The 18,829-nt window shown below is 76.0% G+C and carries 19 protein-coding genes; 17 read left to right on the top strand and 2 right to left on the bottom strand.

Annotation, left to right across the window (positions count from 1 at the left end; translation table 11 throughout):
- From NPS70_RS08725 to NPS70_RS08660, 15 genes are all read left to right on the top strand, one after another.
- Entirely contained in the window at window positions 1–1,785 is a 1,785-nt protein-coding gene (locus NPS70_RS08725) for a nickel-dependent hydrogenase large subunit (RefSeq protein WP_256523502.1), read from the top strand.
- Window positions 1,782–2,366, top strand: coding sequence for a hypothetical protein (locus NPS70_RS08720; RefSeq protein WP_256523501.1), 585 nt, complete (start codon window positions 1,782–1,784; stop codon window positions 2,364–2,366). Before NPS70_RS08725 ends, NPS70_RS08720 begins: the two co-directional genes overlap by 4 nt.
- Window positions 2,363–3,028 (top strand): DUF5947 family protein, encoded by a 666-nt coding sequence (locus tag NPS70_RS08715; RefSeq protein ID WP_256523500.1) that lies wholly within the window; start codon window positions 2,363–2,365, stop codon window positions 3,026–3,028. Before NPS70_RS08720 ends, NPS70_RS08715 begins: the two co-directional genes overlap by 4 nt.
- Window positions 3,025–3,729, top strand: a complete 705-nt coding sequence (locus tag NPS70_RS08710) for a DUF6084 family protein (RefSeq protein ID WP_256523499.1) — start codon at window positions 3,025–3,027, stop codon at window positions 3,727–3,729. Before NPS70_RS08715 ends, NPS70_RS08710 begins: the two co-directional genes overlap by 4 nt.
- Window positions 3,726–5,147, top strand: coding sequence for a hypothetical protein (locus tag NPS70_RS08705; RefSeq protein ID WP_256523498.1), 1,422 nt, complete (start codon window positions 3,726–3,728; stop codon window positions 5,145–5,147). Before NPS70_RS08710 ends, NPS70_RS08705 begins: the two co-directional genes overlap by 4 nt.
- Window positions 5,144–5,665 carry a hydrogenase maturation protease gene (locus tag NPS70_RS08700; RefSeq protein WP_256523497.1) on the top strand — a complete coding sequence of 174 codons (522 nt, stop codon included), beginning with the start codon at window positions 5,144–5,146 and terminating at the stop codon, window positions 5,663–5,665. The genes NPS70_RS08705 and NPS70_RS08700 overlap by 4 nt, the downstream gene beginning before the upstream one ends.
- Before the next feature lie 9 nt (window positions 5,666–5,674).
- Window positions 5,675–5,779, top strand: a complete 105-nt coding sequence (locus tag NPS70_RS28860) for a hypothetical protein (RefSeq protein WP_374211966.1) — start codon at window positions 5,675–5,677, stop codon at window positions 5,777–5,779.
- A gap of 161 nt (window positions 5,780–5,940) precedes the next feature.
- Window positions 5,941–6,333 carry a hydrogenase maturation nickel metallochaperone HypA gene (locus NPS70_RS08695; RefSeq protein WP_256523496.1) on the top strand — a complete coding sequence of 131 codons (393 nt, stop codon included), beginning with the start codon at window positions 5,941–5,943 and terminating at the stop codon, window positions 6,331–6,333.
- A 3-nt stretch (window positions 6,334–6,336) separates the two neighbouring features.
- On the top strand, window positions 6,337–7,176 hold the full coding sequence (hypB, locus tag NPS70_RS08690) for a hydrogenase nickel incorporation protein HypB (protein WP_256523495.1): 840 nt from the start codon (window positions 6,337–6,339) through the stop codon (window positions 7,174–7,176).
- Entirely contained in the window at window positions 7,173–9,569 is a 2,397-nt protein-coding gene (hypF, locus tag NPS70_RS08685; RefSeq protein ID WP_256523494.1) for a carbamoyltransferase HypF, read from the top strand. Before hypB ends, hypF begins: the two co-directional genes overlap by 4 nt.
- A gap of 36 nt (window positions 9,570–9,605) precedes the next feature.
- On the top strand, window positions 9,606–9,947 hold the full coding sequence (locus NPS70_RS08680) for a HypC/HybG/HupF family hydrogenase formation chaperone (protein WP_256523493.1): 342 nt from the start codon (window positions 9,606–9,608) through the stop codon (window positions 9,945–9,947).
- Complete coding sequence (hypD, locus tag NPS70_RS08675; protein ID WP_256523492.1) at window positions 9,944–11,074, top strand: hydrogenase formation protein HypD; 1,131 nt, start codon at window positions 9,944–9,946, stop codon at window positions 11,072–11,074. The genes NPS70_RS08680 and hypD overlap by 4 nt, the downstream gene beginning before the upstream one ends.
- A gap of 82 nt (window positions 11,075–11,156) precedes the next feature.
- A complete protein-coding gene (gene hypE / locus NPS70_RS08670) occupies window positions 11,157–12,197 on the top strand; it encodes a hydrogenase expression/formation protein HypE (RefSeq protein ID WP_256523710.1) in 1,041 nt (346 codons plus the stop codon).
- Between the two features lie 80 nt (window positions 12,198–12,277).
- Window positions 12,278–13,303, top strand: a complete 1,026-nt coding sequence (locus NPS70_RS08665; RefSeq protein ID WP_256523491.1) for a MerR family transcriptional regulator — start codon at window positions 12,278–12,280, stop codon at window positions 13,301–13,303.
- Between the two features lie 139 nt (window positions 13,304–13,442).
- Window positions 13,443–14,042: a fasciclin domain-containing protein gene (locus NPS70_RS08660; protein WP_256523490.1), complete on the top strand. Its 600-nt coding sequence runs from the start codon at window positions 13,443–13,445 to the stop codon at window positions 14,040–14,042.
- Between the two features lie 166 nt (window positions 14,043–14,208).
- Here NPS70_RS08660 and NPS70_RS08655 read toward each other — a convergent pair whose 3' ends face one another.
- Window positions 14,209–14,934: an RNA polymerase sigma factor gene (locus NPS70_RS08655; protein WP_256523489.1), complete on the bottom strand. Its 726-nt coding sequence runs from the start codon at window positions 14,932–14,934 to the stop codon at window positions 14,209–14,211.
- A 232-nt stretch (window positions 14,935–15,166) separates the two neighbouring features.
- Between NPS70_RS08655 and NPS70_RS08650 the strand changes: the two genes are divergently transcribed.
- Both NPS70_RS08650 and NPS70_RS08645 read left to right on the top strand, forming a co-directional pair.
- Window positions 15,167–15,346: a DUF6480 family protein gene (locus NPS70_RS08650; protein ID WP_256523488.1), complete on the top strand. Its 180-nt coding sequence runs from the start codon at window positions 15,167–15,169 to the stop codon at window positions 15,344–15,346.
- Between the two features lie 391 nt (window positions 15,347–15,737).
- The gene (locus NPS70_RS08645) at window positions 15,738–16,499 is read left to right on the top strand and encodes an anti-sigma factor (protein ID WP_256523487.1); all 762 of its coding nucleotides are present in this window, start codon (window positions 15,738–15,740) and stop codon (window positions 16,497–16,499) included.
- Window positions 16,500–16,575: 76 nt separating this feature from the next.
- On the opposite strand, the gene NPS70_RS08640 is transcribed toward NPS70_RS08645, so the two are convergent.
- Window positions 16,576–18,729, bottom strand: a complete 2,154-nt coding sequence (locus NPS70_RS08640) for an MMPL family transporter (protein WP_256523486.1) — start codon at window positions 18,727–18,729, stop codon at window positions 16,576–16,578.
- Window positions 18,730–18,829: the final 100 nt, after the last annotated feature.

The following is an 18,829-nucleotide window of genomic DNA, read 5'->3' as shown; positions in this document are numbered from 1 at the left end:
ATGGCACCGACGACGAAAGCGGCCGGCGACCCGAGCGGCCTGGTGGAGATGTCCTGGGATCCGATCACCCGGATCGTGGGCAGTCTCGGCATCCACACGAAGATCGACTTCAAGCAGAAGCGGGTCGCCGAGTGCTACAGCACGTCCTCGGTCTTCCGCGGATACAGCGTCTTCATGCGCGGGAAGGACCCGCGCGACGCCCACTTCATCACCAGCCGCATCTGCGGGATTTGCGGGGACAACCACGCCACCTGCTCGGTGTACGCGCAGAACATGGCGTACGGCGTGAAGCCCCCGCACCTGGGGGAGTGGATCATCAACCTCGGCGAGGCCGCCGAGTACATGTTCGACCACAACATCTTCCAGGAGAACCTGGTCGGGGTCGACTACTGCGAGCGCATGGTCCGCGAGACCAACCCGGGGGTCCTCGAACTCGCCGAGCGGACCGAGGCCCCCCACGCGGCCGAGCACGGCTACCGCACCATCGCCGACATCATGCGCTCGCTCAACCCGCTGGAAGGCGAGTTCTACCGGGAGGCCCTCCAGGTCAGCCGCTACACCCGGGAGATGTTCTGCCTGATGGAGGGCCGCCATGTGCATCCCTCCACGCTCTACCCCGGGGGCACCGGCACCGTCGCCTCCGTGCAGCTGTTCACGGACTACATGAGCCGACTGATGCGCTACGTCGAGTTCATGAAGCGCGTCGTCCCGCTCCACGACGACCTGTTCGACTTCTTCTACGAGGCCCTGCCCGGCTACGAGGAGGTCGGCCGCCGCCGTGTGCTGCTCGGCTGCTGGGGAGCCCTCAACGACCCCGAGCACTGCGACTTCACCTACGCCAACATGAGCGACTGGGGACGGCGCATGCTCGTCACCCCGGGAGTCGTCGTCGACGGCAGGCTGGTCACCAACGACCTCACCGAGATCAACCTCGGCATCCGGATCCTCCTCGGGTCCTCGTACTACGAGGACTGGGCCGGGCAGGAGCAGTTCGTCACCCACGACCCGCTCGGCAACCCGGTCGACCCGCGCCACCCCTGGAACCAGCACACCATCCCGGCCCCCCAGAAGCGCGACTTCCAGGACAAGTACAGCTGGGTGATGTCCCCCCGCTGGTTCGACGGCAAGGACCACCTGCCCCTCGACACCGGGGGCGGCCCCCTCGCCCGCCTGTGGTCCACCGCCCTGTCCGGGCTCGTGGACGTCGGCTACGTCAAGGCCACCGGGCACAGCGTCGTCATCAACCTGCCGCGCACCATGACCAAGCCGGAGACCAGCTTCGAGTGGCGGATCCCCCAGTGGTCCAACGCCCTCGAACGCAACCGCGCCCGCACCTACTTCCAGGCGTACGCCGCGGCCGTCGCCCTGCACTGCGCCGAGAAGGGACTGGAGGAGGTCCGCGCCGGGCGCACCCAGACCTGGGAGAAGTTCGAGGTCCCCGACGAGTCCATCGGCTGCGGCTTCACCGAGGCCGTCCGCGGCGTGCTCTCGCACCACATGGTCATCCGGGACGGGAAGATCGCCAACTACCACCCGTACCCGCCGACCCCCTGGAACGCCAGCACCCGCGACACCTACGGCACCCCCGGCCCCTACGAGGACGCCGTGCAGAACACGCCCATCTTCGAGGAGAACACCCCGGAGAACTTCAAGGGCATCGACATCATGCGCGCGGTGCGCAGCTTCGACCCGTGCCTGCCCTGCGGCGTGCACATGTACGTCGGCGGCGGCAGGACCGTCAAGACCATGCACGTCCCCACCGGTCTGAGCGGACTGGGCGGATGAGCGCCCCCGCGCAGACGGCACCGGCGCCCTCCGCCGCACCCGCCCTCTCCGCGGAGGAGGCGGGACGCCGCGTGGACGAGGTCCTCGAACGCCTCGCCGCCTCGGGCGACGAGCAGGCCCGCGCCGCCGCCGAGGAACTCGTCCGCGTGCTCATGGACTTCTACGGCACGGGCCTGGCCCGCGCCGTGGACCTGCTGCGCCGCACCGGCCCCGACGCCGGTCCCGGCCCCCTCGAACCGCTCCTGGGCGACGGGCTCGTGGCCGGGATGCTCGTGCTGCACGACCTCCACCCCGAGGACCTGGCCGCCCGCGTCGAGCGGGCCCTGGACACCCTCCCGGGACGCCCGCTGGCCGTCGACGGCCACGACCCGGCCACCGGCGTGCTGCGGCTGAAGCCCGCGGGGGAGGGCGGCTGCGGCTGCGGTTCCACCCGGGAGGCCGCGCACCGCGCCGCCGCCGACGCCCTGTCCTGCTTCGCCCCGGAGGTGGCGGGGGTCGAGATCGCCGAGACGCCGCGGCAGACGCCCCTCCTCCAGATCGGCACCCGCCCCGGCGGCGGCTCCCCGGGACCGGCCCGGTGACCGCGCCGCACCCCCTCCGGGCCGCCGCCGGGGCGGCGGCCCGGCAGCCGCGCGGCCTGCGCCGGTTCACCGCACCGCGGCCCCCCGCCCCCGAGACCTGCGAGCTGTGCGGCGGCGCCGTCCCCGAGGACCACCGCCACCTCGTCGACACCGACCGGCGCTCCCTGGCCTGCGCCTGCGCCGACTGCGCCCTGCTGATGGACCGCCCGGGCGCCGCCGGGGGCCGCTTCCGCGCCGTGCCCGACCGCCGGCTCAGCGATCCCGGCCACGGTTTCGACGACGGCCTGTGGGACCGCCTCGGCATCCCGGTGGGGATGGTGTTCTTCTTCCGCAACACCGCGCTCGACCGCCTGGTCGCCCTCTACCCGAGCCCCGCGGGTGCCACCGAGCACCAGCTGGAGCCGGAGGGGGAACGGGCCGTCCTGGACGCCACCCGCCTGGCGGGCGAACTCGCCCCCGACACCGAGGCGGTACTGGTCCGCCGCACCGACGGGCACACCGAGTGCCACCTCGTCCCCGTCGACCTCGCCTACGAACTCACCGGCCGGATGCGGATGCTGTGGCGGGGCTTCGACGGCGGCGCGGAGGCCCGCGCCGCCGTCGACGGCCTGTTCGCCGAGGTGCGACGCACGGCCCGCACCCTGGGGGCGCCCCGCCCATGACCGCCTTCACCTTCACCTGCACCGGAGCCCGTGCGGACCGCTACGCCGCCGGGCCGACCCTGGTGTTCCGGCTGCGCATCACCGCCGACGGACCGTCCCCCGTCCACGCCCTCGCCCTGCGCTGCCAGATCCGCATCGAACCGTCCCGGCGCGCCTACGGCGAGGGGGAGGCGACCGGTGGGCTGACCGACCTCTTCGGCGAGCGCTCCCGCTGGGGCACCACCCTCAACCCCCTCCAGTTCGCCCAGGTGTCGCTGATGGTCCCCGGCTTCACCGGGGAGACCGAGACCGACCTCGTGGTGCCCTGCACCTACGACATGGACGTCGCCGCGACCCGGTACGCGGACGCCCTGGAGGGCGGCGAGGTACCCCTGCTGATGCTGTTCTCGGGCACCGCCTTCACCGGGGCGGCCGGGTTCCGGGTCGAACCCGTGCCCTGGGACCGGGAGGCCGCCTTCGCCCTGCCGGCCGCCACCTGGCGGGAGATGATCGAGCAGCACTTCCCCGGCTGCGGCTGGATCCGGCTGTCCTCCGACACCATGGCCGCCCTCCTCGCCCACCGCTCCCGGCGCGCACTGCCGTCCGCCGAGGCCGCCGTCCGCGACCTGCTGGAGGCTCCCGCCCCGGGCGCCCCGCCGGCCACGGCGCCCCCCTCGGAGGGCGCCGCACCGGCCCGGTACGAAAGGACCCCGGCACGATGACGACCGCCGCCTTCGCCGAGGAGACCGAGGCCCGGCTCGCCCACGCCCGCCAGGTCGCCGACGCCGTCCTGTTCGAGGGCTACGTCCTCTACCCCTACCGCGCCTCCGCGGCGAAGAACCGCCTGCGCTGGCAGTTCGGGGTCCTGGTCCCGCCCGCGTGGGCGGCCCGCGGCGACGAGTACGAGTTCCAGCACACCGAGTGCCTGATGGAGCCCCGGCCCGGCGCCCGGCTCGCCGTCCAGCTGCGCTTCCTGCGCGCCCAGCGCCGCACGGTCCAGCGCGCCGCGGGCGGCGGCCGGTACGAGACCGTCCCCGAACTCGCCCTTGCCGACCGGGTGCTGACGGCCTGGGACGAGGGCGTCGAGGAGCGGGTCGACGTCACCATCCCCGTCGGCGACCTCACCGGCGGGGGGCTGGAGGTCCCCGTCGCACGGCCCGCCGAGGAGGAGACCGAGACCGTCCGCGCCGAGGACGGCACCGAGGCCGGGCGCCTGCTGCGCCGCCGCGAGGCCGTCAGCGCGCGGCTGCGGCTCACCGCGGAGGAACTCCCCGGCCCCTACCGGGTGCTGAGGCTCACCGCCCTGGTCGAGAACACCAGCGGCTGGTCGCCGCACTCCGCCGAGGCGCGCGACGCGGCCCTGCCGCACTCCCTGATCGCCGCCCACCTCCTGCTCCACCTCGACCGCGGCGCGTTCCTCTCCATGACCGACCCGCCGCAGTGGGCGGGCGCGGCGGTGGCCGCCTGCCGGAACCTGCACACCTGGCCCGTCCTCGCGGGCGAGCCCGGGCGCGCGGACCTCGTGCTGTCCTCGCCGATCATCCTGGACGACCACCCGGCCATCGCGCCGGAGAGCCCCGGCGCCCTCTACGACGCCACCGAGATCGACGAGATCCTCGCCCTGCGCACCGCGGCCCTGACCGACCGGGAGAAGCGCGAGGCGCGCGGTACCGACGCCCGGGCGGCCGCGGTCATCGACCTCGCCGACTCCCTGCCGCCCGAGGTCCTCGACCGGCTGCACGGTGCCGTCCGCACCCTCGGCCCCGCTCCCGGACCGCCGCAGGCCGCCGAGGACCCCTTCGCCCCGCCGGGCACCGCCCGGCCGGACACGCCCTGGTGGGACCCCGGCAGCGATGCGGGCGTCGACCCCGCGACGGACGAGGTGCTCGTCGGCGACCGCCCCGTGCGGGCCGGAAACCGCGTGGTCCTGCGCCCCGGACGCCGCCGCACCGACGCGCAGGACGCGTTCCTGCACGGCCGCACCGCCCTGGTGGAGGCCGTCGTCCACGACGTCGACGGGGGAGTCCACCTCGCGGTCACCGTGGAGGGCGACCCCGGTGCCGACATCCGGCGCGAGCAGGGCCGGTACCTGTACTTCCAGCCGGACGAGGTCGCCCACCCCGAGCAGGAGGACGCATGAGCGCACCGGCCCCCCGGACCCTGGTCGCGGGCATCGGGAACATCTTCCTCGGCGACGACGGCTTCGGCGTCGAGGCCGTGCGGCAGCTGTCCGCGGGGCCCCTGCCCCCGCACGTGGAGGCCGTCGACGCCGGCGTCCGCGGCGTCCACCTCGCCTACCAGCTCCTGGAGGGCTACGACACCGCCGTCCTCCTCGACGCCACCGCGCGCGGCGGCGCCCCCGGCACGCTCTACGTCATCGAGGACGCCGAGGCCGACACCCCGCCCGGCGGCGCGCCCCTGGACGGGCACCGCATGACCCCCGGCACCGTCCTCGCCCTGCTCGGCACCCTCGGCGCCGGGACCGGCACGGCGCCCCCGGCCCGCATCCTCGTCGTGGGCTGCGAACCCGCCTGCCTCGACGAGGGGATCGGCCTCAGCGAGGCGGTACGCGCAGCCGTGCCCCGCGCCGTGCGCACGGTCCGCGAGCTCGTCGACACCGCCACCACCCTGCCCGCGGCCGGCCCGGCCGCCCCCTGAGGAGGAACCGTGAACAGAAGCGTCATCGCCGCGGCGGCCGCGGCCGCCCTCGCCGCGCTCGTCGCCGCGAACCTGCCCGACATCAGGCGCTACCTGCGCATCAGCCGCATGTGAAGCCGAACGCGGCCGACGCCCCGCCTGCTCCGAACGGGTAGCTCCCCGGCCCCCGCCGGTGCGCCGGGCAGACCGCCCGGCCCCGCCCGCCCTTGAATGGGGCGCGCCCGCCCGCCCGCTGCGCGGCGGAGCGGGCGCCCCCACGGACAGGAGCACCCCCGATGCACGAGATGTCCCTCGCGCTCGCGGTCGTCGACCAGGTCGAGGAGGCCGCGCGCTCCCACGGCGCGGAGAGCGTGGCATCCGTGCGCCTGCACGTGGGCGAGCTCGCCGGCGTGGTCCCCGACGCCCTGTCCTTCTGCTTCGGCCTCGCCTGCGCCGGCACCGTGCTGGAGGGCGCCGAGCTGATCGCCGAGACCGTCCCGGGGCGGGCACGCTGCACTCCCTGCGGGGGCGAGTGGGCCGTGGGCATGCCCCCCGACCTCTGCTGCCCCGACTGCGGCACACCGGCCGAGGACCTGCTGTCCGGCCGCGAGCTGCGCATCGCCGACGTCCACTGGGGCGCGCCCCGCCCTGCGGCCACCGGCCGCCCCCGGGTTCCCGAGGAGAGCTGAACCATGTGCCGATCCGTCGACCTGCGCACACAGGTCCTGGCCAAGAACGACGCCACCGCCGAGCGGCTGCGCGCCCGGCTCACCGCGCGCGGCACCACCGTCGTCAACCTGCTCTCCAGTCCGGGCAGCGGCAAGACGGAGCTGCTGGAGGCCGAACTCGCACTGGCAGGGGAGCGCGGTGTTCCCGTCGCCGCCCTGACGGCCGACCTCGCCACCGAGAACGACGCCACCCGCCTCGCCCGCTCCGGCGCGCCGGTCAGGCAGGTCCTCACGGACGGCCTGTGCCACCTGGAGGCGGCCATGCTCGGCGGCCACCTGGAGGGGTGGCTTCCGGCGGACACGCGGCTGCTGTTCGTCGAGAACGTCGGCAACCTCGTCTGCCCGGCCTCCTACGACCTCGGGGAGAGCCTGCGCGTGGTCCTCGCCTCCGTCACCGAGGGGGAGGACAAGCCCCTCAAGTACCCCACGGCCTTCGGCCTCGCCCACCTCGTCCTGGTGACCAAGACCGACATCGCCGAGGCCGTGGGCTTCGACGAGGCGGCCTTCCGCGCCCATGTGGAGCGGGTCAACCCCGGGGTCGAGGTGCGGCTGACCTCCGCCCGCACCGGGTCCGGGATCGGCACCCTGCTGGAGCGCGCCCTCGCGGCCGCCGGGGGCGCGCCCGTCCACACGCCCGTGATGGCCCGCACGCGGGCCGACCACGGGCAAGCCGACGGGCACGGCCACGGGCACGGCCACGAACACGCCGACGGGCACGGCCACGAACACGCCGACGGGCGCGGCCACGGGCACGCCGACGACGAGGCCCCGCGCGCCCACGGCCACGCCCACCAGCACGCGTGACTCCCGCGTCCCCCACCACCGCCACGGGCCCGGAGGCGGAGCGCCGGCGGGTGACCGTGCGCGGCGTCGTCCAGGGCGTCGGCTTCCGCCCGTTCGTCCACACCCTCGCCGTGTCGCTGGAGCTGACCGGGCACGTCGCCAACACCGGTGACGGGGTCGTCGCCGAGGTCGAGGGCGCCCCGGAGGCGGTGGCCCGGTTCTGCGAGCGCCTGGTCTCCGACGCCCCGCCGCTCGCCCTGGTGGAACGGGTGGACCAGGTGGCGATCGCCCCGACGGGCGGCGCCGGGTTCGCGATCGGCCCCTCGCCGCGGACCGCGTCCGTGCGCACCCTGGTCCCCCCGGACACGGCCACCTGCGCCGACTGCCTCGCCGAGCTGGCCGACCCGGGGGACCGGCGCCACCGCCACCCCTTCATCACCTGCACCAACTGCGGCCCGCGCTACACCATCGTCACCGGTCTGCCCTACGACCGGCAGCACACCACCATGGCCCGCTTCCCGATGTGCGCCGACTGCGCCCGCGAGTACGCCGACCCCGGGGACCGCCGCTTCCACGCCCAGCCCGTGGCCTGCCCCGCCTGCGGCCCCCGGCTCGTGCTGCTCACCGGGCCGGGGGCCCCGGCCGCGGCGGCCGGCGAGGCCGCCGTCGCCGCGGCCCGCCGGCTGCTCGCCGCCGGGGGCCTGCTCGCCGTCAAGGGCCTCGGCGGCTACCACCTGGCGTGCGACGCCGCCAACGCGGCGGCCGTCGCCGAACTGCGCCGGCGCAAGGAGCGGGGCGGCAAGCCCTTCGCCCTGATGGCCCGGACACCCGAGGACGTCGCGCACCTGGTCCGCCTCGGTCCCGAGGAGCGCCGGGTGCTCACCGGGGCCGTCCGTCCGATCGTGCTGCTGCGCCGGCACAGGACCCCCGCCGTGCGCGCCCGGGGCGACGCCCCCGAGCCGGCCGGCGGCGTCGCCCCGGGCAGTCCCGACCTCGGCGTGATGCTGCCCTACACGCCCGTGCACCACCTGCTGCTCGGCCTCCCGGGCGACCCGCCCGGGCCGCGGCTGCTGGTGATGACGAGCGGCAACCTCGCGGGAGAGCCCATCGTCACCGGCGACCGCGAGGCCCTGGACCGCCTCGTCGGCCTGGCCGACGCCTGGCTGACCCACGACCGCCCCATCCAGGTGCCCTGCGACGACTCCGTCGTCCGGGTCGTGGACGGCCGGGAGACGGTGCTGCGGCGCTCGCGCGGCCTTGCGCCGCTCCCGGTGGAGCTGCCCGCGCCCGTGCCCCCCTCCCTCGCGGTCGGCGGCGACCTGAAGAACACCTTCTGCCTGGGGGCCGGCGAGCGGGCCTGGCTCTCCGCCCACGTCGGGGACATGGACGACCTCGGCACCCAGCGCGTGTTCGAGAGGGCCGAGGCGACTCTGGAGGACCTCACCGGCGTCCGTCCGACCGCGCTGGCCGCCGACCTCCACCCCGCCTACCGCTCGGCCCGCTGGTCGGTGCGCCACGCGGCGGGCCGCCCCGTCACCAGGGTCCAGCACCACCACGCCCACGTCGCCTCCGCGATGGCCGAGCACCGGCTCCCACCGGGCAGCCGGGTCATCGGCGTCGCCTTCGACGGCACGGGCTACGGCACGGACGGGGCCGTGTGGGGCGGGGAGTTCCTGATCGCGGGCTACGGCGGCTTCACCCGCCACGCGCACCTCGGCTACGTGCCCCTGCCCGGCGGGGACACGGCGGTGCGGCGCCCCTACCGGATGGCACTGGCACACCTGCGGGCCGCCGGTATCCCGTGGGACGCGGACCTGCCCCCGGTGGCCGCCTGCCCGCCCGGAGAACTGAAGCTGCTGGCACGCCAGCTGGAGCGCGGCGTGGCCTGCGTCCCCACCTCCAGCATGGGCCGGCTCTTCGACGCGGTGTCCGCGCTTGCGGGCGTCTGCCAGAGCGCGGGGTACGAGGCCCAGGCGGCGATCGAGCTGGAGGCCGCGGCGTGCGACGGGGGCCTGCCCGGGCCGGCGGCGGACGCGGACCCCTACGCCTTCGCCCTGCGCCCCGCCCGCCGCGAGGGGGACGCGCTCACCGCGGACCCGGGCCCCGTCCTGGCGGGCGTGGTCCGCGACCTGCGCGCCGCGGCCCCGCCCCGCCTGATCGCCGCGCGCTTCCACGCGGCCGTCGCCGAGCTGGTGCGCGACACCTGCCGCGCGGCCCGCGAGCGGTACCGGCTCCGGACCGTCGTCCTGAGCGGAGGGGTGTTCGCCAACGCGGTGCTCAGCTCTGCCTGCGCACACCGCCTGGAACAGGACGGCTTCACCGTCCTGCGCCACCGGCGCGTCCCCCCGAACGACGGCGGACTGGCCCTCGGCCAGCTCGCCGTGGCCGCCCTCGGGCCCACCGGCGGCGGCTGACGGCATCCCACGCAAGGCGAGAGCGAGGAGAGGCACATGTGCCTGGCGGTACCCGGCAGAGTGCTGGGCATCGAGGAACGGGACGGCACCCGCATGGCGACCGTCGACTTCGGCGGCGTCGTGAAGGAGGTCTGCCTGGAGTACCTGCCCGACCTGAGGGTCGGCGAGTACGCCATCGTCCACGTGGGGTTCGCCCTGCAGCGGCTCGACGAGGAGTCCGCACGGCAGACGCTGGCCCTCTTCGAGAACCTCGGCCTGCTCCAGGAGGAGTTCGGCGACCCCTGGGAGAACGCCCGGGCCGAGGCCGGACTCACCGGTGGGCCCACTCCCGGGGCCGCTCCCGCCGCGCGGCCCGCCGAAGGCGAGGCGGGCCGGTGAAGTACATCGACGAGTTCCAGGACCCCGCCCTCGCCCGTCGGCTCCTCGACGACATCAGGGCCGCCGTGACCCGGCCGTGGGCCCTGATGGAGGTCTGCGGAGGCCAGACCCACACCATCATCCGCCACGGGATCGACCAGCTCCTGCCCCCGGAGGTCGAGCTGATCCACGGGCCCGGCTGCCCGGTCTGCGTCACGCCGCTGGAGGTCATCGACAAGGCCCTGGAGATCGCCTCCCGGCCGGGGGTCGTCTTCTGCTCCTTCGGCGACATGCTGCGGGTCCCGGGTACCGGCCGGGACCTGTTCCAGGTGCGCGGCGCCGGCGGCGACGTGCGCGTCGTCTACTCGCCCCTGGACGCCCTGCGGATCGCGCGGGAGAACCCCGACCGCGAGGTGGTCTTCTTCGGCATCGGCTTCGAGACCACGGCCCCGCCCAACGCGATGGCGGTCCACCAGGCCCGGCGGCTGGGCATCGGCAACTTCAGCCTCCTCGTCTCCCACGTGCGGGTGCCTCCGGCCATCGAGGCGGTCATGCAGTCGCCCGACTGCCGGGTGCAGGCCTTCCTGGCGGCCGGGCACGTGTGCAGCGTGATGGGCACCGCGGAGTACCCGGACCTGGCCGACCGCTTCGGCGTGCCCATCGTGGTGACCGGCTTCGAACCCCTGGACATCCTCGAAGGGGTGCGCCGCACCGTCCGCCAGCTGGAGCGCGGGGAGCACACCGTCGACAACGCCTACCCGCGCGCCGTGCGTCCCGAGGGCAACCCCGCGGCGCGGGCCATGCTGGACGACGTCTTCGAGGTCACCGACCGCGCGTGGCGGGGCATCGGGGTGATCCCGTCCAGCGGCTGGCGGCTGTCCGAGCGCTACCGCGCGTACGACGCCGAGCACCGCTTCAGCGTCACCGGCATCGACACCCGGGAACCGGCCGCCTGCCGCAGCGGCGAGGTGCTCCAGGGCAAGCTCAGGCCCCACGAGTGCGAGGCCTTCGGCACCACCTGCACCCCGCGCACCCCGCTCGGCGCCACCATGGTCTCCAGCGAGGGGGCGTGTGCCGCCTACTACCTGTACCGGCGGCTGGAGACCGTGCCGCCGACCGCACCCTCCGAGGAGGCCCCCGTTGGCTGAGACCACGACACGGACCCCGCGCGACCCGGCGGACGCGACGCGGGCCCCGGACGCTCCGGCGGCCCCGGACGCCGGGCCCGACCTGATCGGGTGGACCTGCCCGGCGCCCCTGCGCGACCAGCCGCGCGTGGTGATGGGCCACGGCGGCGGCGGGGCGATGTCGGCCGAACTCGTCGAGCACGTCTTCGCCCCCGCGTTCGGGGGCCCCGCGCTGGACCGCCTCGGCGACAGCGCCGCCGTCGAGCTCGGCGGTGCGCGGCTGGCCTTCTCCACTGACTCCTTCGTGGTGCGGCCGCTGTTCTTCCCCGGGGGCAGCATCGGGGACCTCGCCGTGAACGGCACCGTGAACGACCTCGCCATGCGAGGGGCCAGAGCGGCCTACCTCTCCTGCGGCTTCATCCTGGAGGAGGGAGTCGAGATGGAGGTCCTCGGCCGTGTGGCCGGGGCCATGGGCGCCGCCGCGCGGGCCGCGGGAGTCGAGGTGGCGACCGGCGACACCAAGGTCGTGGAGGCCGGCCACGGAGACGGCGTCTACATCAACACCTCGGCGGTCGGCCTCATCCCGGCCGGGGTGGACCTCCGTCCGCAGCGGGTCCGGCCGGGTGACGCGGTGCTGGTCAGCGGCGCCGTCGGCGCCCACGGCATCGCCATCCTCAGCGTCCGGGAGGGGATGGAGTTCGGCGTGGGCGTCGAGAGCGACTGTGCGCCGCTCGGTGGTCTGGTGGACGCCATGCTGGCCGTCACACCGGATCTCCACGTCCTGCGCGACCCCACCCGGGGCGGCCTGGCGGCCTCGCTCAACGAGATCGCCGCGGCCTCGGGCACCGGCGTGGTGATCGAGGAGCGGGCCGTACCCGTGCCCGAACCGGTCGCCGCCGCGTGCGCCTTCCTCGGGCTCGACCCGCTGCTCGTCGCCAACGAGGGCAAGCTGGTGGCCTTCGTTCCCCGGGAGCACGCCGACGCGGTCCTCGACGCGATGCGGTCCCACCCGCTGGGGCGGGAGGCGGCGGTGATCGGCGAGGCCGTCGAGGACCACCCGGGCATGGTCGTCGCCCGTACCGGTCTCGGCGGGACGCGGGTGGTCGACATGCCGCTGGGCGAGCAGCTGCCGCGCATCTGCTGAGCGGCGCCGTGCGGTCCGCCCCGGCTCCCGCCGGGGCGGACCGGCCGGTTTGCAGCGGTGCTGCGTCGTAAGCTGGTCCCATGGGCACCGACGACCCCGCGGGCCGGGACCTCTCGCTGAGTACCGGGGCCGTGGCCCGGCGGCTCGGCGTCGCCGCGACCACCCTGCGGTCCTGGGAGCGGCGTTACGGCATCGGCCCCGCGACCCGGCAGGACGGCCGGCACCGCCGCTGGACGCCGCAGGACATCGGCCGGATCGAGGAGATGTGCCGGCTCACCGCCCAGGGCGTCCCCCCGGCCGAGGCGGCGCGCGCCGTCCTGCGGTCCGCCACGCCCGCCGGGGACACCGTGCTCGCCCAGGACACCGCGCCCGCCGGGGAGCCGGGGCCCGCCGCCGCGGGCGGGCCGCCCGCCGGGGGAGCGCCCATCCGCTCGGGCGGCCCCGGAGGACGCAACGCCCTCCCCCTCGGGAACGTCCGCCAGGAGTGCCGCGGTCTCGCCCGCGCCGCGCTGCGCCTCGACGCGCCGGCGGTGGAGGAGATCCTGGAGGCGGCCATCGCCGAGTACGGGATCGTCACCGCCTGGGAGGAGGTGCTGGCCCCGACCCTGCACGCCGTGGGCCGCAAGTGGGCGACGTCGGGGGAGCGCTACGTCGAGGTCGAGCACCTGCTCTCCTGGCACGTCTCCAGCGCCGTGCGGCGTGCGCACAGCACCCGCGGCGCCCTCCCGCTCGCCCCCGCGCTGCTGGCCTGCGTCCCCGGGGAGGAGCACAGCCTTCCCCTGGAGGCCCTCGCCGCGGCCCTCGCCGAACGGCGCCTGCCCGCCCGGATGTACGGGGCCGCGCTCCCGGCCGAGGCCCTGCTGGAGGCGGTCCGCCGCACGGGGCCGTCGGCGGTGGTGCTCTGGGCCCAGTCCCGCTCGACGGCGGACCGGGCGCTGGTCCAGTGGGTGGCCGGCATGGAGTGGGGTGTGCGCGGGGCGCGGGAGAGCCCTGCGCTGCTGCTGGCGGGCCCGGGCTGGTCGGGAACCGCGGTGCCGCCGGGCACCGGCCGCCTCCAGGGGCTGCGCTCGGCGGTCGGTTCGCTTGAGGCGCTGATGCGCTCCTGAGGCGGGCCCCGGCCCCGCATCGCAGGAGAAGGGAAGAAATCGAACATACAGGGCATCCGTTGCCGCGGGTGGCCGCGAACCTCTCATGACGGGCGCACCGCGTACCGCGCCCGCTCCAGCGATCCGGAAGGGCGGAACCATGAACACCAACCTCACCCGCCGCGGCACCGTGGCCGCGGGTGTCGGCACCCTGCTGATCCCGCTGGCACTGATGCTCGGTACGCCCGCACAGGCAGACGTCCGCGCGGAGCCGGTCGGTCCCGCCTGCGCGTCGCTTCCCCAGGAGGGCGAGGGCAGCGCCGAGGGCATGGTCGACGACCCGGTCGCCACCGCCGCGTCCAACAACCCCGAGCTCTCCACCCTCACCGCGGCGATCGAGCAGGCCGGTCTGGCCGACACGCTGAACGACGCGGAGAACATCACGGTCTTCGCCCCGACCGACGAGGCGTTCGAGAAGGTCCCGCAGGCCGATCTCGACGCGCTGCTGGCCGACAAGGACCAGCTGACCGAGGTCCTCACCTACCACGTGGTGGGCGAGGAGGTCGCCCCCGGCGACCTGGCCGACGGCACCTTCGAGACGCTCCAGGGCGAGGACCTGACCACCGACGAGGTGGACGGGGCCTACATCGTGAACGACTCCGCCAAGGTCGTCTGCGGCGACCTGGAGACCGGGAACGCCACCGTGCACCTCGTCGACACGGTGCTGCTGCCTCCCGAGCCCGCCTCCTCGCCGTCCTGACCCCTTATCCGATCGGCGGCGCACGGTCGACCGTGCGCCGCCTCCGACCGCCCGCGGGCGGGGGAGCGCCGGTCCCGGGCCGACCGCCGGGGACCGGCGCCACGCCCCGGGACGCCGCAGCGCCGGGCCCCCGCGGTTGCGCGGGGGCCCGGCGCTGCGGCGGCGGTCAGGCGGCGCGGGCCGTGCGGTGGGTGCGCGCCGCCGTGCGGTTCCCCGTCCCCGCCGGGGCGGCGGAGCGCGGAACCGGAGGACCGGGTGTGCCCTCGGTGCCGGCCTCCAGGGCCCTCCGCAGCACCTGCATGGCCCGGCGGACGTGGCTCTTGACGGTGCCGAGCGGCAGACCGGTCTGCGCGGCGATCTGGGTCTGGGTGAGGTCCCCGTAGAAAGCCAGTCCGACGACCCGGCGCTGCGCGGCGGGCAGGGTCTCCAGCGCCTGGAGCAGGAGTACCCGGTCGACCGCCTCGTCCGCGCCGCCGGGGGCCGCACCGGACGGCCCCTGCTCGCGGCGGGCGCTGGCCAGGGCGATCTCGGTGCGCCGCGTGCGGGCGGCGAGGGCGTCGGCGATCTTGTGGCGGGTGATGCCCACGAGCCAGCCGGGCAGGCCCCCGCGCCCGGGCCGGTAGCCGCCGCGGCCCTTCCACGCGGCCAGGAACACCTGCTGGGTCACGTCCTCGGCCTCGCGGTCGTCGCCCAGCGTGCGCCGGGCGATCGTGTGGACGAGCGGGCTCCAGCGCCGGTACACGGCCTCGATGCTGGCCTCGTCGCCGCTCACGAACCCGTGGACCAGGGCCGCGTCGGCGGCGTCGTCCGGGCGGGCGCTCCCGGGCCCGGCGGCGGCCGGGGCGGTGCGGGCGTCGGACCGTCGAGCCGGTCCGGTTCGGTGCCGGTCCATGGCGTGGCTCCTCGTGCGACGGGCGGGACCCGGCAGGTCCTCGCGTTCGCCTCCACCGTCCTGTGACCGGACGCGCCGCACAACTTGCACTGTTAGTGCGTCGTTTTTCCCCGCGGTGCGCGCCGACCGTGTCCGACGCCCCCTCCGGCAAACGCGGCGCTCCGGAACCGGACCACCGGCCGGGGGCGGCGCCCGAGGTGCGCGACCGCTGCGGAGGCCCAATCCTGGGGCCATGACAGAACCGCTCGTACCGCCGGAGGAGACGCCGCCCGCCGAGGGATCGACCGCCGAGGTGCACGAGGAGCCGCGCGACGGCGGCATCTGGGAGCACCCCTGGTTCTGGCTGGGGATCATCGCTCTCGGGGCCGTGCTCTTCGGGGCGTTCTTCGTGTTCCGCATGATCGACCTCTGAAGCCCGCCGAGGGCGGCGCGGCGCACCCGCCGGGTGCGCCGCGCCGCTGCCGTCGGGCCGCTTCCGCGGCCTCGTGGCGCATCCTTCCGCCGTCCCCCGGCGGAAGAAGGTGGCAGGACCCGTGACCGGGCCCGTAGGCCACGAAGGGACGTCACGCGATGAACCCCCGCACCCCGGCGGCGCTCCCGGGCGGCCGCCGCCCGGCCGCGCAACCCCGGACCGCGGCCCCCGGCCGGCCGGCCGGTCCGGCCCCGCGCCCCCGCGCGCATGCGCTCCGCTGAGCCGGACGGTGCGGCCGCCGCCCCGGCCGCGGGCCCGCGCCCGCCGGCCCCCGGCGCGGCCCGGCCCCCGGCGGCGGTGCGGCGCCCGGTGCCGTCGGCGGAGACGGGCCGTGGCTGACCACCCGGACCCGGGCGTCCTCCTCGAACTGGCCCTCGGCGGGCCGGGGGCGGCCGAGGCCCTTGCCCCCGAGGACCGCGCGCACCTGGGCACCTGCGCCCGGTGCCGCGCGGAGCTGGACGGGCTGCGCCGGGTGACCTCGGCGGCCCGGGCCGCCACGCTGGAGGACCTCCTGACCGCCCCGCCGCCCCGTGTCTGGGACGCGCTCGCCCGCGACCTGGGCCTTTCCGGTGCCGCGGAGCAGGACGCCGGGACGGGTCCCGCCCGCGCCCCCGGCCCGCCTCCGGGCGCGGCCCGGGCCGGGCGGACCTGGCGGCGCCGCAGCGCGCTCGCCCTGGCCGCGGTGTGCCTCGCCGCGGGTGCGGCGGCGGGCGGCGCGGCGGCGCGCTGGACCGCCGGTGGCGGGGAGAGGGCCGCGGAGCCCGGGGACGTCCACGTGCTGGCCGCGGTGTCCGGCACCCGGGCCGCGGGCACCGTCACCGTGGAGACGGGCCCGGGCCCGGACCGGCGGATGCGCCTCGCGGTCGAGCGGCTCCCGCCCACCGACGGCTACTACGAGGTCTGGCTGACGGACCGCACCGGCACCCGCGTCATCGCCGTCGGCGTCCTCGGGCCCACCGGGCGGGCGACGCTGCCGCTCCCCGGGGGCGTCGACCTCGGGTCCTACCCGCTGGTCGACGTCAGCGTCGAGGCCTACGACGGAAGCCCGGAGCACTCCGGCAGAAGCGTGGTGCGGGGCCCCGTCGCCGGATGAGCCCCCGCCTCCACCCCGCGTGGCGGTCCGTCCGCCGGGCCCCGGGGCGCCCTGAACCCCGGGGCCCGGCGCCCGCTCAGTCCCGCACGGCCGCGCCGTCCGCGTGCGCGCCCGCGCCCACGCGGTCGGGCACCGCCGCCGGCTCCCGGGCGTCCCGGCTGAGGCGGCCCGGCCACCAGGCCCGCGGGCCGATGTCGAGCACCAGCGCGGGCACCAGCAGCGAGCGGACCACGAGGGTGTCCAGCAGGACCCCGAAGGCCACGATGAAGGCGATCTGCACCAGGAACGCCAGCGGGATGACCGCGAGCGCCGCGAAGGTGGCGGCCAGCACCACACCGGCGGAGGTGATCACCCCGCCGGTGGCGGTCAGCCCGCGCAGCACGCCCTCGCGGGTGCCGTGCCGCAGGGACTCCTCCCGCACCCGGGACATCAGGAAGATGTTGTAGTCCACGCCCAGCGCGACGAGGAACACGAACCCGTACAGGGGGACGGACGGGTCGGTGCCCGAGAACCCGAGCAGCCCCTGGAAGACGAGGGCCGACACACCGAGCGTCGCCAGGAAGTTCAGCGCGACGGTGGCCACCAGCAGGACGGGCATCACCAGCGAGCGCAGCAGCACCACCAGGATCAGCAGGATGATCACGAGGACCACGGGGACGATCACCGCGCGGTCGCTCTCGGCGGTCTGCTGGGCGTCGTACCGCTGCGCGGTGTACCCGCCGACCTCCGCGTCCGCGTCGGGGACGGCGTGCACCGCCTCGCGCAGCGCCACCACGGCGGCCTTGGCGGCGTCGCTGTCCGCGGCGTCGGCGAGGGTGACGTCGATGCGGACGTTGCCGTCGACCACCAGCGGCTCGCCCTGACCGGGGCGGCCGGAGCCGGTGAACGGCGTCACCCCGGCCACGCCCTCGGTCCCGCGCGCGGCCCGTACCACCGCGTCGGCCCGGTCGGCGTCCGCGATCACCACGGCCGGCTGCCCCGACCCGCCCGGGAAGTGCTCCCCGAGCGTCCGCTGCGCGGCCACGGACGGCGCGTCGTTGACGAAGATCTCGTCCAGCGGCACGCCCTTGGAGACGAGCGCGGGGGAGAAGGCGGCGCAGGCCAGGAGGGCGGCGAGGGTCACGGCCCAGACCTTGCGGGGGCCCCGGCCCACGAGGGCGGCGACCCTGGCCCACACGCCGCCCCCGCCGCCGTCCGAGGCGTCCGCGGCCTTCGGCCGGGCCGGCCAGTACGCGCTCCGGCCGAGGAGGAGCAGTACGGCGGGCAGGAAGGTGAGCGCGCTCAGCACGCAGCACACGATGCCGATGGCGCCCACCGGGCCGAGGGCGCGGTTGTTGGTCAGATCGCTCAGCAGCAGGGCGATCAGGCCGAGGGCCACCGTCGCGGCGCTGGCGACGATCGGCCCGGCCGACTCGCGCAGCGCGGCGCGCATGGCCGCCACCCGGTCCTCCCGCCGCGCCAGCTCCTCCCGGAAGCGCGCGGTCAGCAGCAGTGCGTAGTCCGTGGCGGCGCCGATCACCAGGATCGACAGGATGCCCTGCACCTGGCCGTCCACCCGGACCACGTCGCGTTCGGCGAGGGCGTAGACGACCGCGCAGGCCAGCCCGAGGGCGAACACCGCCCCGAGGATGATGACGAACGGCAGGAGCACGCTGCGGTACACCAGCAGCAGGATGACCAGGACCGTGGCGAGTGCGACGGCCAGCAGCAGCCCGTCGATCCCGGCGAACGCCTCCGAGAGGTCCGCCTGCGCGGCGGCGGGACCGGCGACCTGCGCGGACGCCCCCGGCACCTGCGCCGCCGCCCGTCCGACCTCCTCCAGCACCGCGCCAAGGTCCTCCCCGAGGTCGGGCCGCAGCGGCACCACCCCCTGGAGGGCCTCCCCGTCCTCGGAGGGCAGTGCGGGCGACGGCGTCCCGGCGATCCCCTCGGCGCCGTCCAGGGAGGCGAGGGCGCCGGTCGCCGCGGTGCGCTGCTCCTCGGTGACCGGGCCGCCGCCCTCGGCGGTCCACACCACGACGGCGGGCAGCGACTCGTTGCGGTCGAAGCCCCTGCCGGCCTCGATGACCCGGGTGGACTCGGCGTTCTGGGGCAGGAAGGAGGCCTGGTCGTTGGTGGCGACCTCGCCCAGCTTGCCCGCGTAGGGCCCGAGGGTGCCGCCGATGCCGAGCCAGGCGACGAGCAGGACGATCGGCACGAGCCAGCGCACGAGCCGGGGGGAACTCAACATGGCACTCCCAGGGACGGGGACGAGATCCTTCGACGGCAATGTATCTCAATGATCGAGATATCTTGTCACCAGGGCCCGCGCGAAGGGCTCGCTTACCGGT

This window comes from Streptomyces sp. C10-9-1 (genome assembly GCF_024497955.1).
Classification (GTDB): domain Bacteria; phylum Actinomycetota; class Actinomycetes; order Streptomycetales; family Streptomycetaceae; genus Streptomyces; species Streptomyces sanyensis.
Note: the sequence above shows the minus strand (reverse complement) of the source record. Positions and strands in the feature narration are given on the sequence as shown.

Coding starts and splice junctions, on each gene's coding strand:
- NPS70_RS08725 (WP_256523502.1), top strand. CDS start 1: ATGGCACCGACGACGAAAGCGGCCGGCGACCCGAGCGGCCTGGTGGAG.
- NPS70_RS08720 (WP_256523501.1), top strand. CDS start 1,782: ATGAGCGCCCCCGCGCAGACGGCACCGGCGCCCTCCGCCGCACCCGCC.
- NPS70_RS08710 (WP_256523499.1), top strand. CDS start 3,025: ATGACCGCCTTCACCTTCACCTGCACCGGAGCCCGTGCGGACCGCTAC.
- NPS70_RS08705 (WP_256523498.1), top strand. CDS start 3,726: ATGACGACCGCCGCCTTCGCCGAGGAGACCGAGGCCCGGCTCGCCCAC.
- NPS70_RS08700 (WP_256523497.1), top strand. CDS start 5,144: ATGAGCGCACCGGCCCCCCGGACCCTGGTCGCGGGCATCGGGAACATC.
- NPS70_RS08695 (WP_256523496.1), top strand. CDS start 5,941: ATGCACGAGATGTCCCTCGCGCTCGCGGTCGTCGACCAGGTCGAGGAG.
- hypB (WP_256523495.1), top strand. CDS start 6,337: ATGTGCCGATCCGTCGACCTGCGCACACAGGTCCTGGCCAAGAACGAC.
- NPS70_RS08680 (WP_256523493.1), top strand. CDS start 9,606: ATGTGCCTGGCGGTACCCGGCAGAGTGCTGGGCATCGAGGAACGGGAC.
- NPS70_RS08665 (WP_256523491.1), top strand. CDS start 12,278: ATGGGCACCGACGACCCCGCGGGCCGGGACCTCTCGCTGAGTACCGGG.
- NPS70_RS08660 (WP_256523490.1), top strand. CDS start 13,443: ATGAACACCAACCTCACCCGCCGCGGCACCGTGGCCGCGGGTGTCGGC.
- NPS70_RS08655 (WP_256523489.1), bottom strand. CDS start 14,934: ATGGACCGGCACCGAACCGGACCGGCTCGACGGTCCGACGCCCGCACC.
- NPS70_RS08650 (WP_256523488.1), top strand. CDS start 15,167: ATGACAGAACCGCTCGTACCGCCGGAGGAGACGCCGCCCGCCGAGGGA.
- NPS70_RS08640 (WP_256523486.1), bottom strand. CDS start 18,729: ATGTTGAGTTCCCCCCGGCTCGTGCGCTGGCTCGTGCCGATCGTCCTG.